This window comes from Streptomyces sp. Ag109_O5-1 (genome assembly GCF_003814875.1).
Taxonomy (GTDB): domain Bacteria; phylum Actinomycetota; class Actinomycetes; order Streptomycetales; family Streptomycetaceae; genus Streptomyces; species Streptomyces sasae.
This window is the reverse complement of record NZ_RKQF01000001.1, coordinates 6266519-6279065: the sequence shown is the minus strand read 5'-3', so window position 1 is coordinate 6279065 and position 12547 is coordinate 6266519. Positions and strand designations below refer to the sequence as shown.

The window sequence follows — 12547 nt, the reverse complement described above, 5'->3', positions numbered from 1 at the left end:
CCTGTCTGACAAAAGTTCCCTTTGCTGGCATCGGGGATGCCCCCAGGTACCCCCGCTCGGTGGCACCATGTCGCGGTGACCCACGCACCACAGCACCGCATCCAGGTCGTCGCCCACCGCGGCGCCTCCGAAGAGGCCCCCGAGCACACGCTGGCCGCCTACAAGAAGGCCATCGAGGACGGCGCCGACGCCCTTGAGTGCGACGTACGCCTGACCGCCGACGGACATCTGGTGTGCGTGCACGACCGCCGGGTCAACCGTACGTCGAACGGGCGCGGTGCGGTGTCGGCCCTGGAGCTGGCGGAGCTGGCCGCCCTGGACTTCGGTTCATGGAAGAAGGGCGCGGGCCGGCGGGGGCGGGACGAGGAGCCCGACTGGGAGTTCCGGCCCGAGGACCGCGCGGACACCTCCGTACTGACACTGGAGCGGCTGCTGGAGCTGGTCGCGGACGCCGGGCGGCGGGTGGAGCTGGCGATCGAGACCAAGCACCCCACGCGGTGGGCGGGACAGGTCGAGGAGCGCCTGTTGCTGCTGCTGAAGCGGTTCGGACTGGACGCCCCGGCCACGGCGGCCGACTCGCCGGTGCGGGTCATGAGCTTCTCCGCGCGGTCGCTGGCCCGGGTACGGGCTGCCTCGCCGACCCTGCCGACGGTCTATCTGCTGCAGTTCCTCTCGCCCCGGCTGCGCGACGGCCGGCTGCCGGCGGGGGTGCGGATCGCGGGTCCCTCGATCCGGATCGTGCGCAATCACCCCGGGTACGTGGAGCGGCTGCAGCGCAACGGCCACCAGGTGCACGTATGGACGGTGAACGAGCCGGAGGACGTGGATCTCTGCCTCGACCTCGGTATCGACGCGATCATCACCAACCGGCCGGGAGCGGTGCTGCGCAGGCTGGGCCGCTGAATCCGGGACCGTCCTGACCGGGCCTCAGATAAAAAGTCACGTAAGGACGCTCCCGCACCTCTTGACCCGACAGCGCACTCACACCATTCTCACTTCTCGGCCACACCATCGAAATCAAGCCACACGAAGCCATACGCGGGGATATGGCTTCGAGCCCGTCACAGGGAGTGCTCCGGCGCGTTCGGTACGTATTCGTTCGTTGCGAATGCGTCACCGGACATTCATTGGCCGGTTTCCGGTTCAGGCCGATGGGGCATCCACACCGTGGCGTGGGGCAAAGGAGGTCTCGGGGGTGGCGTTGGTGGTGGCACAGGAGGTGCCCACGTCGTCGAGCATGGCCGTACCCCATGGCCCTGCGGGCGTGGGGAAGGCGAGACACCGTATGCGCGATCAATTGCGCATGGGTGGCGTTTCGGAATCGGTCATCGACGACGCCGTACTCATCCTTTCCGAACTTTTGAGCAACGCCTGCAAACACGGGCGTCCGCTGGGGGACGCGCTGGCCGGGGACGGTGACGTCCGGGCCGCCTGGCGGGTGGACCCGCGCGGCCGGCTGATCGTCGAGGTGACGGACGGGGGCGGCCCGACCCGCCCGGCCCCCATGACCCCTTCGGTCACGGCACACGGCGGCCGCGGGCTGAACATCATCACGGCCCTGGCCGACGACTGGGGGGTCCGGGACGACGCCCGGGGCGAGGTGACGGTCTGGGTCGTGGTCCAGGAGAACGCGGTCGACCCGGATGTCCCGGATGCCGTCGGCCGCCGTGACGCCTTCGCTACGCGCGTCATGGCTCCCTCGGCCCCGGAACTGGCCGGTCTGGACTTCGCGGACGCGTTCGACGACCTGGACTGACCGGATCACGGCGCGGCCGGATCCGTCCGGGTACGACACCGCGGGCCCCGTCCGGGTGCGACACGGCGGCTCTGTCCGGATACGCGGCAGCGGCTCCGTGCCCGGGTGGGCGGCCCGTGTCGGCGCCGTTGTCCACAGGTTCCCGTGGTCCGAGGCGTGAACGGCTAGGCTCCCGCCAGTACGAGACGAGCCGTAACCGGGAGAAACGCAGATGGCCAAGAAGCGACCCCAGACGAAGGCCACGCGGCCGCAGCTCGGCGATGCCGAGATCCCGGTTGTCGGTGCCCGTGAGCCCTGCCCCTGCGGCAGCGGCCGGCGCTACAAGGCGTGCCACGGCAGGGCGGCCGCACACGCGGCGACCGAGCTGGTGCACCGCCCGTTCGAGGCGCTGCCGGGCGAGGGCGACTGGGTGGCCCTGCGCGAGCTGGTGCCCGCCGCCACGGTCGAGCTGCACCTGAAGGACGGCCTGCCCGAGGGCGTCCCGTCGGTCACGCTCGCGACGGTGCTGCCGATGGCCTGGCCGGCACTGCGCCGCGACGACGGCTCGGTCCTCCTCGGCCTGCAGAACGACACGGCGTCCGGCGACATCAGCCGCGACCTCGCCGACACCCTCCAGCGCGCCCTCGCGGCCGAGCCGGGCACCCCGGTGCAGGGTCGCCGCGCCCCCGCCGACAGCCCGCGGCTGCAGGATCTGCTCGACCCCAAGGGTCCGTTCGAGCCAGTTGTGCACGACGGCTTCGAGTTCTGGGTGCAGGACGCGGAGAACGCCACCCCGGACGTGACCGCCTCCCTGGAGCGGGCCAACGCGGCGGCCATCCCGACGGTGAAGCTGACCGGCGTCGACTCGGCCTACTGGTGCGAGACGCCCGAGAAGAACCATCTGCGGTGGGTCATGCCGTATCCCGAGGAGCAGCTTCTGGACGCTCTTGCGCGGCTGCACGCGGCGGGCAGGTCGAGCCTCGGGGAGGGCACCCGGCTGGTCGGCTCCTTCCGTGCCCACGGCCTCACCGTGCCGGTCTGGGACCTGCCGAGCGGGGTCGGCGCGGAGGACGTGGAGAAGCCGGCCGCCGAGTTCGCGGAGCGGCTCGCGACGGCTCTGGCCTCGGAGGCACCGCTCACGGCGGACGAGCGCCGGGCCCGTGGCGGGCTGACCAACCGGCAGGTCACGCTCAGCTGACGATCAGCGCGGGCAAAGGGTCGCGGCTGACCGACCGGTCAGCCGCACCGGGCCCGTTGACTCGGGTGACTCCTGTCACAACCTCCCTACACGGCAAGCAAATACGTGTCCGAATAGCCGAGATCGAATTTGCGAACCGCCGATCTCTTGTTACCGTCTCAGTAGCCCGGTTGCTGGTGCATCCCCCGTCGCCAGCAACCGGGCCTTTTCATGCCCGCGTCCGGTGTACGGACCGTAGCGATACGTCAACTCCCGCTTGACCCGGCGGAGTTGCTCCCCGCCACAGCGCCGGGGCCGCCCTCGGGGTCGTTCCCGGCGGAGCCCCCGGAACCACTCCCGGGATTGCTCCCGGCCGAGCTACGGGGGCCGCCCCCGGCCGCCGCCCCTGAATTGCTCCCCGAGCGCAGCAGCAGCGGTCCGCCCCCGCCGCGTGCCGCGAACTCCGCGACGGCCGTGTAGGCGTCGAGCGCGCCCCGGGTGTGCTCCCTGGGGGTCTCACAGGTGGCCGGCTCGTCGTCGGCACCGGCGTCGCAGCGGGTCTGCAGGGTGCGGCCGGACGGGCCCATGAGGCTCAGAACGGCCTGGAGGGCGGCCCCGGTGGCGTTGCGGTAGTAGGTGCGCGCCCAGGTGTCCGCGCCCTGGGTCATCACACAGGTCTGCGCCTCCACGCCCTCGGGAGAGGTGAGTGCGGGACCGCAGCGGGCGGCCGTGGCGAGACCCAGGCCGAGCACCCGGGGGGAGCGGGCGGGGGCCCGCAGTTTCTGGTCGTCCTGCTTCGCAGGGTGTACGGCGGCATCGCCCACCTGACCCGCGGACGCCACGGTCAGCGGCAGTACCACCGCGCACACCATGACGCCCACGAGGGCGAGCAGACGCAGTCGGGGGTCCAGGGGCTGCCCCCCAGAGTTACGCAGCATGTACGGAGGGTAACCAGCGAGGTGGGGAGAGCCGCGCTGTCGCGCCCGACACCCTTACAACTCGGGTGCGCTCACACCCGTACGAGTGAGGGCGTCGACCACGGCGTCCACCACGGCCTCCACATCGGGCACCCAGGGCTTGGCCGAGCCGGGCAGCGGGGCGCGCTCCCAGCGGATGGCGCCCTGGCCGGTCTCGGACGGGGGCAGGGCGAGATAGCCGCCCTCCCCGTGGAAGCGGAGCGAGCCGGGCACGAAGTCCTTGGCGTACAGCAGCTCGCCCAACTGCTCCATGGAGTACGGCTTGACGAGCAGCGCCCATCGGTTGGGCGCCGCCACCACCGGGCCGAGCCGCATGCCGCGGCGGTCCAGGAGGGCGAGGGCGTGGGAGGCGGCGAGGGCCGGCAGGCTGACCGCGCAGGGCGCCTTTCCACCGGAGGCTCCGGTGGCGAGGATGATCGGCGCGGTCGGCCGGTTGCCCCACCACCAGCGCACCATCCGCTCGTCGGTGGTGGCGGCGAGCAGGCCGGGGTCGAAGGGGTGCGCACCGGGCACCGTGCACTCCGGGTCGGGGCAGGCGCACCGGGCCCGGCCCTGCGGGTCCGGGGCCACGCCCGGGAGTACGGGCCACTGCCATTCCGTCGCGAAGGTCAGGGCCGTGTCGAGGAACTCAGAACCCTTGTCGTTCCGCCTGGACAGGAGCCTGCGTCGCCTTCCGAGGATCTCGCGCATGAGCGCTCGTTCCTTTCCGTTGCACCGCTGGCAACACCGTGGACCACATCACACCATGTGTCGATCACTTCACTGTGCGTACCTTTTGGCGCATCACACCCCTGCACTGAGCAAGGGGAACCCCATGGGTTCGAGCGGGGGCCGCGCCCGCGTTCAAGTACTGCCAAGTACTGCGTCGTACTGCTGCTCGTACTGCGTCTGTCAAAAGCACGGCCACGGCGTGGGGGTGGCGAAGTCTGGCGTTTTGCCGTTCCGAGTGTTTCTCTCCGCCTCCGCCACGGGAGGATGGGGCACGGTCGTCGGTGGTTAAGACGCCCGGGTCCGTCGCCAGGTTCCGGGTGGTCCCCAACCGCCCCTGGCCTTCACCGAGTACGTACCCATCACGACCGCTGTGACGCTCTGTGGAGCAAGGCCAGTCGACCGCAATGAACCGATACCCGAGTCAGTTTTAAGCCAACTTTGCTTTTACGCAAGCGGTCCGGAAGAAGCCCCCAAGAGGCCCACGGACACCAGGAATCCCAGCAGGACAATGCTGGACATCCCCTCACGAGTGCGTGTACATGTGGAGACACTGCTAGCGGCGCAGAAAGACATGGGGGTTTGCGATGCTTTTGAGCAATACGCACAGGTCTGAAAGCCGGACACGATGAACGCCCCGCACCCTCCGAAAGTGGCTGGAATCGATTCAACGGTTCCCACGCCAGCACACACTGTCGCGCCGGTTCCCCCCGCCTCGGGCGCACCCCCCGTCCCGAAGGCCCCCACCGCCCCGGCGCCCGGCACGCTTCTCCAGGACCGGCTGGCCGGCTGGGTGTCCGACCTCACCACCCTCCATGAACTGACCGAACGGCTCGCCCGCACCGACGGGCTGGAGCCCGCCCTCCAGGAACTGCTGCGCGCCGGTGCCGCCCTCGTGGGCGCCCGGCGCGGTCTCGTGGCGCTGGAGCCTGCCGACGGGCTCGGCCCGCACGCCACCATCGGCCTGGGCCTCGGCCGCGCGGACCTCGGCCACATGGAGACCGTCCCGCGCGGCGCGCTGCCGTACGACGCCGGTACCGCCGCCGAGATCGTGCACCCCGACCTGTTCGCCGAGGACGGCCTCGACCCCCGCCACCGCGAGGTCGCCGCCCGCCTCGGCTACGCCGCCAGCTACGCACTCCCCCTCACCACCGGGACGGCCGCCCGGCTCGGCGCGGTCCTCTGGCTCTACGACGAGCCGGCCGAACCGAACGAGCGGCAGCGCCACCTCATCGGCCTGTACGTCCGTCACTCCGCCGAACACCTGGCCCGGCTGCTGGAAGTGGAGCGCACGCGCGCGTGCATGGCGACCATCGCCGAAGAACTGCTCCCCTCCCGGCTGCCCCGGGTGGCCGGCGTCCAGCTCGCCGCCCGGCACCGCACCGGCCCGCGCGGCGGCGGCGACTGGTACGACGCGCTGCCGCTGCCCGAAGCGGCCCTCGGTCTCGCCGTCGGCTCGGTCACCGGCTCCGGACCCAGCGCGGTCGCCGCCATGGGCAGGCTGCGCGCCTCCCTGCGGGCGTACGCCGTGATGGAGGGCGAGGACCCGGTCGCGGTCCTCTCCGACCTCGAACTGCTGCTCAGGCTGACCGAGCCGGCCCGTTCCGCCACCGCCCTGTTCGCGTACTGCGAACCCGCGCTGCGCAAGGTCACCCTGGCCGGGGCCGGGCACAGCCCACCGCTGCTGATCGGGGAGCGGCGCACCGAGTTCGCGGAGACCTCGGTGTCCGCACCGCTGGGGATGCTGGCGTGCTGGGAGGCGCCGAGCGTGGAGATCCAGGCGGAAGCAGGCGAGACGGTTCTGCTGTACACGGACGGGCTGCTGCACCGCACCGGCGACCCCATGGACCGTGCCTTCGCCCGGCTGCACACGGCCGCCGCGAGCATCCCGCGCACGCTGCGCCACGACCCGGGGGCGATCGCCGACCACGTGCTGCGCACGGTGCTGCCGGACGGGCTGGACTCGGCGGAGAGCGAGGAGGACGTCGTACTGCTGGCCGCCCGGTTCGACTGACCGGTCAGTCAGAAGACCGCCTCGCACGGCGGTGGGTCCCCGGTCCCTGGGACGCCGTTCGGTACGACCGTACGATGGACGGGATCCACAGCAGTGTCGAGGAGGATGACGTGGCCGACGAGCTCACCCCGGAGAATCCGGAGACCCCGGAAACCGAGTCGGAAGAGCCGATCAAGCAGCGCAAGAACGGCCTGTACCCGGGCGTGTCCGACGAGCTCGCCGAGAGCATGAAGTCAGGCTGGGCCGACACGGAGCTGCACGACCTGAAGCCGGTCGAGCAGGCCGGGCAGACCGCCCGCCGCCGCGCCGAGCTGTCCGCCCGCTTCCCGGGCGAGCGCCTGGTGATCCCGGCCGGCAACCTGAAGACCCGCTCGAACGACACGGACTACCCGTTCCGGGCGTCGGTCGAGTACGTCTATCTCACCGGCAACCAGACGGAGGACGGCGTACTCGTCCTGGAGCCGAAGGACGACGGCCATGTGGCCACCGTCTACCTGCTGCCCCGCTCCGACCGCGAGAACGGCGAGTTCTGGCTCTCCGGACAGGGCGAGCTCTGGGTCGGCCGCCGCCACTCCCTCACCGAGTCCGAGGCGCTCTACGGCATCCCCGCGGCCGACGTCCGCGAGCTGGCCGACCAGCTGCGCGAGGCCACCGGCCCGGTCCGGGTCGTCCGCGGGTACGACGCCGGCGTCCAGGCCGCACTGACCGACAAGGTCACCGCCGAGCGCGACGAGGAACTGCGCGTCTTCCTCTCCGAGGCCCGCCTGGTCAAGGACGAGTGGGAGATCGGCGAGCTGCAGAAGGCCGTCGACTCCACGGTCCGCGGCTTCGAGGACGTGGTGAAGGTCCTCGACAAGGCCGAGGCGACCAGCGAGCGCTACATCGAGGGCACGTTCTTCCTGCGTGCGCGGGTCGAGGGCAACGACATCGGCTACGGCTCCATCTGCGCGGCCGGCCCGCACGCCTGCACGCTGCACTGGGTGCGCAACGACGGACCGGTGCGCTCGGGCGACCTGCTGCTCCTGGACGCGGGCGTCGAGACGCACAGCCTCTACACCGCCGACGTCACGCGCACGCTGCCGGTCAACGGCACCTACAGCGAGCTCCAGAAGAAGATCTACGACGCGGTGTACGACGCCCAGGAGGCCGGGATCGCGGCGGTGAAGCCGGGCGCCAAGTACCGCGACTTCCATGACGCCGCGCAGCGGGTGCTGGCCGAGCGGCTCGTCGAGTGGGGGCTCGTGGAGGGGCCGGTGGAGCGGGTGCTGGAGCTGGGCCTGCAGCGCCGGTGGACGCTGCACGGGACCGGGCACATGCTCGGGCTCGACGTCCACGACTGCGCTGCCGCGCGGACCGAGACGTATGTGGAGGGCGTCCTGGAGCCGGGGATGGTGCTCACCGTCGAGCCGGGGCTGTACTTCCAGGCCGACGACCTCACGGTTCCGGAGGAGTACCGGGGGATCGGCGTGCGGATCGAGGACGACATCCTCGTCACGGAGGACGGGAACCGGAACCTGTCCGCGGGGCTGCCTCGGCGGTCGGACGAGGTCGAGGCCTGGATGGCCTCGCTGAAGGGCTGACGTATGCGAAATGGCCGGGTACCTGGGTGGGTGCCCGGCCATCGTTGCGTTCTGCGAGTCGTGTGTGGTTGCTCGCGCCCACGCGGCGGTAGCCGCACATCGAACACAGCCCCGCGCCCCTGACGGGGCGCTCCGCTCACGGTGTTACACAGCGGGCAAAGCATCCAGGAACAGTGCGCCTGCCAGCAGGCCTGCGCTGCCCCTCGGGCTCCAGCCTCGGTCGTGCAGGTCTGCGTCCATGGCCGCCAGGGCTTCCGCGCCCGCGGTCGTCGCCGTGCCGCCCGCCTCCAGCACGCCCCGCGCTCCCGCCTGTACATGGCGCAGGCCCATCGGGCCGACCTCGTAGAGGAGTTCGGTGTCCTGGAGGGTGGACATCACGGTGAGCAGGGCGTCGAGGCGGGCCTGGTTCTCGGTGGCGCCCGCCTTGCGGGCCGCCGTCAGTGCCTCCAACGCCCTTCTTACGTGCCGGAATCCGGCCCTGGCCTCGCCCCGGGCGCCGGCCGCGCCGTACTTCGCGGAGATCGTCGAACCCCGGGAGGGCCGCCTGGGAGCGCCCTTGTCGTTGAACGCGGCGATCTTGCGGGCGGTCGAGGCGATCTCGCGGGCCTTGGCCCGTGGGTCCAGGGCGGTCGCGGCGACCAGTAAGCCGAGGGCCCACAGGGCACCCTTGTGGCCACCGCCGGCCAGACCGACCGAGTGCTCGGTGCACCGGCCGATCGCGCCGAGTTCCGCCCGCAACACCGGCGTGGGTGTACCGGTGCGGCGGGCGGAGGCGGCCATCGCCGCGAGGCCGGGCGTCAGTGCTCTGGCCGACCAGCGCAGGCTGTCGTGCTCCTGGCGCGTACTGCGGGCATCCAGGTCACGCGGGTCGGGCAGCCCCGGCTTCGGGGTCAGCGCCAGCTGACCGGTGAGCGCGGCCACCGCTGCCTGCGCCAGCACCTCGTCCTCGCGGCTTGTCATGTCCCTTACCTTATGAGGAGGCGGAGGCCGAAGGGGAGGCGCTGTCGCTGGGAGCGTCGCTCGGCGGCGTGCCCGTCGGCGCGCCGCTCGGGGCACCGCTCGGGGGCGTGCCGCCGCCACCGCTGCCGGCGCCCGTGTTCTCGGTGTCCGGGTCGATGGCCAGGGTCAGGAAGCCCTTGTAGCCCTTCGAGGGGTCCTTCTTGTGCACGGCCTGCAGGGTCAGCAGACCGCTGGAGGCGCCGCCGCCGTCGTACACCATGTCCTTGGCGAGGACGGTGTAGTCGCCGGTGTGCTTCGAGTAGGGCTCAAGGGTGAAGATCTCCTCGGCGATGTCGTCGTCGAAGAACAGCTGGCCGGTGTAGTTGACGATGCCGCCCTCGTAGGTGCCGTCCTCCTTCTCGCCGCCCGTGTGCACCTTCACGTGGATGTGGCAGGTGCGCGGGGTGTACCAGCCCGGGAAGATCGTCTCGAACTTGACGACCCCGTCGCCGTTGGCGATCTGGTAGCCGCGCAGGTAGGTCTTGTCGTTGGCGGAGTCGCCCTCCTCGCTCTCCGCGGGGGCGGAGCCGCCCGGGTTGGCGGTGGTGTAGCCGGAGTAGTAGCCCCAGGTGTCGCAGTGCCAGATCTCGACCGCCGCGCCCTTGACCGGCGTGCAGCCGTCGGTGGCGTCGACGACGGTCAGGCGCAGGGTCAGCGGCACACCGGCCTTGCCCTCGGTGATGTCCTTGCGCACCAAGGCACCATCGAGGTAGTACGGGCCCTCCGTGACGCTGCTCATCAGCGTCATGCACTCACTGCTGGTGGAGCTGGCGGAAGCCGTGGCGTCCGCGTCGGTGCTGTCCGTCGTGTCGGCGAAGGCCGACTGGAAGCCGACGACCGCGAGGCCGCCGGCCGCCACCGTGCCGCCGGACACCGCGAGGGCGCGACGGCGGGTGATCGACGTGTCTTTGTGGTTTCCCGTCATGGCCGACGAAGCTAGAAACGCCGTTTGTCAGGGGCATGGGCGAGAGCTGGCAAAGACCTGTGAACGCCCAGGAAGCTGAGCCGGACGGGAAGCCGCTGGTCAAAGGGCCGGGGCGCGATCGTGCAGGATCCGCTGGAACAGCCGGCTGTCCCGCCATTCCCCGTTGATGTGCAGATACTGCGGCGCATCACCGATCGTCTCGAATCCGCATTTCTTCAGCACGCGCTGGGAGGTCGTGTTGTCGATGAGGGTGGACGCCTCGATCCGGTGGAGTCCGACGATCTCCCGGGCGATCTCGCAGACCTGCTCCAGGGCGGCCGTGGCCAGCCCGCGGCCCTGTTGATCACCGGCCACCCAATAGCCGACGTAGGAGCTGCAGAAAGGGCCGAGCGAAATCCCGGAAAGGGTGATCGCGCCGACGATCCGGCCGTCCTGCGCCGACTCCATGACCAAGGGGACCAGGTTCCCGTCGGCAGCCTGTCGTAGCAGGCCATCGACGCGTTCGGTCTGGCCCTCCACGGTGAAGAAGGACTCGGGTCTGACCGGTTCCCAGGGTTCGAGATGCCTTCGGTTGGCGACGTATGCGGCGCTCAGCGCTTTGGCGTCACCGATGGCAATCGGACGCAATATCACACCGGTCCCGACAGGGCTTTCTTTAATCTTTCTCAGAATCATGCGCGCACCCTAGCGCGCGTGTTATGCGGCGGGGAGAGTCATGCCGAAAGCAGGGAAGGATCTTTCTTCCACTTGAGGATCTTGTCGAAGCTGACCACCGTGCCGACGCGGCCCGGTTTGCTGCCGATGTGGACGTGATCGGCGAGTTCTCTGATCAGACAGAGCCCCCGCCCGTGCTCGGCATCGGGCCGGGCGGGTCTGAGGTCCTGGGTGCGGGCGAACCCCGGGCCGAGCCCCGGCCCGGAGTCGGCCACTTCGATACGGCACTTCTCGCCGTCCAGGTAGGCGGTGACCCGGTACGCCTCCGAGGTGCGGCCTGCCCCACCGTGCTCCACGGCGTTGGCGCAGGCCTCGCTGAGGGCGACGGAGAGGTCGTAGGAGATGTCGGGGTCGACGCCCGCCGTCTCCATGGTGCCGATCAGCAGCCGCCGGGCGAGCGGCACGCTCGCAGCCTCGCGCCGCAGATGGAGTGACCACCAGATGCTCATACTCCAGCCTCCTGGCCGCGGCTCGACATACCGATACCTATTGCCACCCGTGCGCGGGTGTAAGCACTCCGTTCATGTGAGAACGCCCATCCGGGGGATGCGCACCGGGAGGTTTCGGTGTATGAGCGGGCGGTTCGGTGCAAGAGAGATCTTCCACTTCCTTCCCTCGTTCACCTCCCGTATGCCTTTCAACGGCCTCCTGTACGACCGTCACCACCCTCCGGGCCACCTTCCGCTTCCTTCCGTCGCTCCGGCCCCGTCCGCTCGTCCGCCCTCTTCCGCCGTACCGCTCCTGGCCTCATCACCCGCTTCCCTCGGGGCCCTTCCCACGTTTCCGCTCGTAACGGAATCTTCCGGACCTGCCGCATGGCGGGTGGGGGGCCAGTGCGATGATGAGCGCGCCATGACTGCCCCCCACCCGCGCACGGCGCGCACCGGAAGCGGACTGCGGCTCCTGCGGGCCGCGGTGTTCGCGGCGCTCTGCGTCGTGCTGGCCGCGGCGGGGCACACTCTGGCCGCCTGCGCGACCGTTCCGCTGTGGACGCTCGGCGCGGGCTTCCTGGGCACCCTGGCGCTCGTCGCCCCGCTGACCGGGCGGGCCCGCACACTGCCGGGGATCGTCGCGCTGCTCGCGGTCCTGCAGACCGTGCTGCACACGCTGTTCGGTCTCGGCCAGCACGGCGGTATGGCGATGGCCACCGGCTCCTCGATGCCGATGGGCGACGCGGCGCTGGTCCAGCGGGCGGCCGAACTGCTGTGCGGGGCTGGGGCGGCACAGCTCAGCCCGGCCCATGCGTACAAGATCCTCTCAGCCGCGCATCTGAGCACCTCCGCGTCGGCCATGGACATGAGCGGAACGGCCCATGCGGCGGACGCCACCGGGTCCTCCGGCTCGCTGCTGCCCTCCGTGCCCATGGTCCTCGGACACGTCCTCGCGGCCGTCGTGACCGGATGGCTGCTGCGCCGGGGCGACCTGGCGCTGCTGCGGCTGATCGCGCTGTCGGCCGATTCGGCGCACGGGGTCGCCGAAGGGGCGCTCATCCGTTCCCTGCGCTGGGCGCTCACACTGGCGTGCGCCCTGTGCGCCGGGCTCGTCGCCGTACCCGAGGCACCCGCGCACCGTCGTCGTAACGCCTGGGACGAACCGCCCGCCCCGCGCACCGTCGCACTCCAGCACTCGGTGATCCGGCGCGGCCCGCCCACGGCCGACGCACTCGTTCTCGCCGCCTGACACGACGCGACCACAGCACTCCCGGAGTTCGTCCGGAG

The 12547-nt window shown here is 70.9% G+C and carries 11 protein-coding genes and 1 pseudogene; 6 read left to right on the top strand and 6 right to left on the bottom strand.

Going from position 1 to position 12547, the window contains the following annotated elements; genetic code table 11:
* Window positions 1-75: 75 nt before the first annotated feature.
* The 3 genes from EDD90_RS28300 to EDD90_RS28290 all read left to right on the top strand — a co-directional run bounded on the left by EDD90_RS28300 (window position 76) and on the right by EDD90_RS28290 (window position 2933).
* A complete protein-coding gene (locus EDD90_RS28300; RefSeq protein WP_123975796.1) occupies window positions 76-903 on the top strand; it encodes a glycerophosphodiester phosphodiesterase in 828 nt (275 codons plus the stop codon).
* 205 nt (window positions 904-1108) lie between these two features.
* The gene (locus EDD90_RS28295) at window positions 1109-1756 is read left to right on the top strand and encodes an ATP-binding protein (RefSeq protein WP_123975795.1); all 648 of its coding nucleotides are present in this window, start codon (window positions 1109-1111) and stop codon (window positions 1754-1756) included.
* Window positions 1757-1967: 211 nt separating this feature from the next.
* Window positions 1968-2933, top strand: a complete 966-nt coding sequence (locus EDD90_RS28290) for a DUF5926 family protein (protein ID WP_123975794.1) — start codon at window positions 1968-1970, stop codon at window positions 2931-2933.
* 371 nt (window positions 2934-3304) lie between these two features.
* Here the strand turns inward: EDD90_RS28290 and EDD90_RS28285 are convergent.
* Window positions 3305-3784 (bottom strand): annotated as a pseudogene (locus EDD90_RS28285) (hypothetical protein); the annotation flags it as partial.
* Window positions 3785-3904: 120 nt separating this feature from the next.
* A complete protein-coding gene (locus EDD90_RS28280) occupies window positions 3905-4579 on the bottom strand; it encodes a bifunctional DNA primase/polymerase (RefSeq protein WP_123975793.1) in 675 nt (224 codons plus the stop codon).
* A 646-nt stretch (window positions 4580-5225) separates the two neighbouring features.
* Between EDD90_RS28280 and EDD90_RS28275 the strand changes: the two genes are divergently transcribed.
* Both EDD90_RS28275 and EDD90_RS28270 read left to right on the top strand, forming a co-directional pair.
* Window positions 5226-6611, top strand: a complete 1386-nt coding sequence (locus EDD90_RS28275) for a PP2C family protein-serine/threonine phosphatase (RefSeq protein ID WP_123975792.1) — start codon at window positions 5226-5228, stop codon at window positions 6609-6611.
* Between the two features lie 110 nt (window positions 6612-6721).
* The gene (locus EDD90_RS28270) at window positions 6722-8191 is read left to right on the top strand and encodes an aminopeptidase P family protein (RefSeq protein WP_123981737.1); all 1470 of its coding nucleotides are present in this window, start codon (window positions 6722-6724) and stop codon (window positions 8189-8191) included.
* A 144-nt stretch (window positions 8192-8335) separates the two neighbouring features.
* On the opposite strand, the gene EDD90_RS28265 is transcribed toward EDD90_RS28270, so the two are convergent.
* The 4 genes from EDD90_RS28265 to EDD90_RS28250 all read right to left on the bottom strand — a co-directional run bounded on the left by EDD90_RS28265 (window position 8336) and on the right by EDD90_RS28250 (window position 11278).
* Window positions 8336-9151, bottom strand: a complete 816-nt coding sequence (locus tag EDD90_RS28265) for a triphosphoribosyl-dephospho-CoA synthase (RefSeq protein WP_123975791.1) — start codon at window positions 9149-9151, stop codon at window positions 8336-8338.
* A gap of 10 nt (window positions 9152-9161) precedes the next feature.
* Window positions 9162-10115 (bottom strand): intradiol ring-cleavage dioxygenase, encoded by a 954-nt coding sequence (locus EDD90_RS28260; protein WP_123975790.1) that lies wholly within the window; start codon window positions 10113-10115, stop codon window positions 9162-9164.
* 99 nt (window positions 10116-10214) lie between these two features.
* A complete protein-coding gene (locus EDD90_RS28255; protein ID WP_123975789.1) occupies window positions 10215-10790 on the bottom strand; it encodes a GNAT family N-acetyltransferase in 576 nt (191 codons plus the stop codon).
* 38 nt (window positions 10791-10828) lie between these two features.
* A complete protein-coding gene (locus EDD90_RS28250; RefSeq protein ID WP_123975788.1) occupies window positions 10829-11278 on the bottom strand; it encodes an ATP-binding protein in 450 nt (149 codons plus the stop codon).
* A 403-nt stretch (window positions 11279-11681) separates the two neighbouring features.
* Between EDD90_RS28250 and EDD90_RS28245 the strand changes: the two genes are divergently transcribed.
* Window positions 11682-12509, top strand: coding sequence for a hypothetical protein (locus EDD90_RS28245; protein WP_123975787.1), 828 nt, complete (start codon window positions 11682-11684; stop codon window positions 12507-12509).
* Window positions 12510-12547 lie beyond the last annotated feature (38 nt).

What these genes read in the sequence shown, in the direction of transcription:
- EDD90_RS28260 (WP_123975790.1), bottom strand. Translation starts at nt 10,115, where the DNA reads ATGACGGGAAACCACAAAGACACGTCGATCACCCGCCGTCGCGCCCTC.
- EDD90_RS28280 (WP_123975793.1), bottom strand. Translation starts at nt 4,579, where the DNA reads ATGCGCGAGATCCTCGGAAGGCGACGCAGGCTCCTGTCCAGGCGGAAC.
- EDD90_RS28295 (WP_123975795.1), top strand. Translation starts at nt 1,109, where the DNA reads ATGCGTCACCGGACATTCATTGGCCGGTTTCCGGTTCAGGCCGATGGG.
- EDD90_RS28275 (WP_123975792.1), top strand. Translation starts at nt 5,226, where the DNA reads ATGAACGCCCCGCACCCTCCGAAAGTGGCTGGAATCGATTCAACGGTT.
- EDD90_RS28255 (WP_123975789.1), bottom strand. Translation starts at nt 10,790, where the DNA reads ATGATTCTGAGAAAGATTAAAGAAAGCCCTGTCGGGACCGGTGTGATA.
- EDD90_RS28245 (WP_123975787.1), top strand. Translation starts at nt 11,682, where the DNA reads ATGACTGCCCCCCACCCGCGCACGGCGCGCACCGGAAGCGGACTGCGG.
- EDD90_RS28265 (WP_123975791.1), bottom strand. Translation starts at nt 9,151, where the DNA reads ATGACAAGCCGCGAGGACGAGGTGCTGGCGCAGGCAGCGGTGGCCGCG.
- EDD90_RS28250 (WP_123975788.1), bottom strand. Translation starts at nt 11,278, where the DNA reads ATGAGCATCTGGTGGTCACTCCATCTGCGGCGCGAGGCTGCGAGCGTG.
- EDD90_RS28290 (WP_123975794.1), top strand. Translation starts at nt 1,968, where the DNA reads ATGGCCAAGAAGCGACCCCAGACGAAGGCCACGCGGCCGCAGCTCGGC.